The organism is Bradyrhizobium sp., assembly GCF_035273305.1.
In the GTDB taxonomy this organism is placed as follows: Bacteria; Pseudomonadota; Alphaproteobacteria; order Rhizobiales; family Xanthobacteraceae; genus Bradyrhizobium.
In genome coordinates this window covers 1-2,059 of sequence record NZ_DATEPI010000105.1, presented here as the reverse complement: position 1 = coordinate 2,059, position 2,059 = coordinate 1, and the positions used below count along the sequence as shown (strand labels likewise).

Genomic DNA, 2,059 nt, shown 5'->3' with positions numbered 1-2,059 from the left:
AAAGAAGGCGTGAAGCCGAGAATGCGGCTTTAGGGTTAAGCGGCTGTAAATGCCGCGAGAAATATGTGAATCGAGATGCTCGGCCTGAGCGGGCCCGCACTTCATGTCACTCGGAAGGGCGACGCGCGCCCTCCCTGGCGCAAAAGTTCCCGATGCCATTCCGGATGGACGCCTACTAACCCCGTTTTCGCCCACGCGGTCGAAAAGACCCCCCGAGGCGCATCCGTCCTGTGCCTTCCGGTTATGACGAGAGTTTGGACGAAGATGGGCGGCCGGCGTCCGGACCGGCAAAAAACGGCCATTTTCAGGACACAGTTCGCACTGTCGCTGCGCCGCACGATTTAAGATGCGGAGCAATGTGAAATTTGAAGCCGCGCGCGATTTTCAAATCAGCTATTTGGCTGATGACAACCTGCCGCAATGCTCCGGCCCTGCCGCTTGAGTCATCGCGATCCGACAGGCCGCGCACTCGCACACCTATTGACCGCGATGCATCGCGTCGGCCTCGATGCGGCGCATCAGTTGCATTGGCTGAACGCAATTCGGGCAGAGCGGCGCAGAGGCCAGCATGATGCGGGGCCGTACACCGGCGCCCCATTTTCCGGCAAGCCTTTTGGCTAAAATGCCGCAGATATTCCTGCTTCAGGAAAGGGAAGGAACTGCCGGGGCTTCAATGAGTTAACCCGCTCGAACCGTAACAATGAAGAACAAGAAGACGCACGAGACTGAACTCATGACAGCACAGCAGTATCTGCTCAGCCAGGCCGAGCATTGCCGCCGCACTGCCGCAGAGACGAGCGATCCCTTCGTTGCGGAAGAGCTCAAGCGGCTCGCGGCCGAATTCGAACGTCGCGCGCATGCCGTACGGGAAGGTGGCCCCACGACGCAGGCCGCCTGAGACGCGCACCGATTCCAGCCTGGCGGGCGCATTCCGGAACATTGAATGCGCTGCACGGTTGATTAAGTTGCTCGCGAGGTTCTCCTAACATTTCCAGAGGTCCCTGCATGCCCCGCTCGCGTCTCTTTGTCGTCGGCGCGGTAGTGGCCGCACTCGGCATCTTGCCGGTTGCGGTCGCCAAGACCGCTTCCCGCAACGATCCGAACAAGGACCGGCTGAATGCGAACGATCTCGCCCTGCTCGGCGGCGTCATCGAGCTGGTGCAGCACGACTACGTGCACCCGATCGCGTCGGACGAACTGACCAAGGACGCGCTCAAGGGGATGCTCAACCGGCTCGATCCACACTCGGATTACATGGACGAGCAGGAATTCAGAGAGACGCAGGCCGATATTTCCGGCCAGTTCGGTGGACTGGGCATTCAAATTTCCTCGCAGAACGGCGTGCCCAAGGTGATCGCGCCGATCGACGGCACGCCCGCGGACAAGGCCGGCCTGCAGCCCTCCGACCTGATCGTCGCGATCAACGGCGAGAGCACGCAGGACATGGGCCTCACCAAGATCGTGCGCCTGCTGCGTGGAGATCCCGGCAGCAAGGTCACCATCACCATCCTGCGCGGCACGCAGGAGCCCTTCGATGTCACCATTACCAGGCAGATCATCCAAGTCGCCTCGGTGAAGTCGAAACTCGAGCCCAACAACGTCGGCTATGTGCGCATCACCGAGTTCGGCGAGAACACGGTGCAGGATTTCCGCAAGGCGATCGCTAAATTGAAACAGGACGCAGGCGGCGGTTTGAAAGGACTAGTGCTCGATCTACGCAACGATCCGGGCGGGCTATTGTCGGCGGCGGTTGCGATCGGCGATGACTTTCTGGGCCAAGGCACGATCGTGAGCATTCACGGCCGTAACCAGACCGACGATCACACCTATCGTGCGACGCCCGGCGAATTACTGCCGAACACGCCCGTTGTCGTGCTGATCAACGGCGCCTCGGCGTCGGCGTCCGAAATCGTCGCAGGCGCTCTGCAGGATACGAAGCGCGCGACGGTGATGGGGACGCAGAGCTTCGGCAAAGGCTCGGTGCAGACCGTCATTCCGCTGAATGGGCATGGCGCGCTGCGGCTGACGACTGCGCTTTATTACACGCCGAGCGGCCGCT

2 protein-coding genes are annotated in these 2,059 nt (G+C 61.1%); both read left to right on the top strand.

All coding sequences use genetic code 11. The features are described from left to right. The first annotated feature begins 700 nt into the window (after nt 1-700). Nucleotides 701-898, top strand: coding sequence for a hypothetical protein (locus tag VJV58_RS07080; RefSeq protein WP_324136627.1), 198 nt, complete (start codon nt 701-703; stop codon nt 896-898). 107 nt (nt 899-1,005) lie between these two features. Next, the coding region (locus tag VJV58_RS07075; RefSeq protein ID WP_324136626.1) for a S41 family peptidase at nt 1,006-2,059 on the top strand (1,054 nt) is incomplete at its 3' end.

What these genes read in the sequence shown, in the direction of transcription:
- VJV58_RS07080 (WP_324136627.1), top strand. Translation starts at nt 701, where the DNA reads ATGAAGAACAAGAAGACGCACGAGACTGAACTCATGACAGCACAGCAG.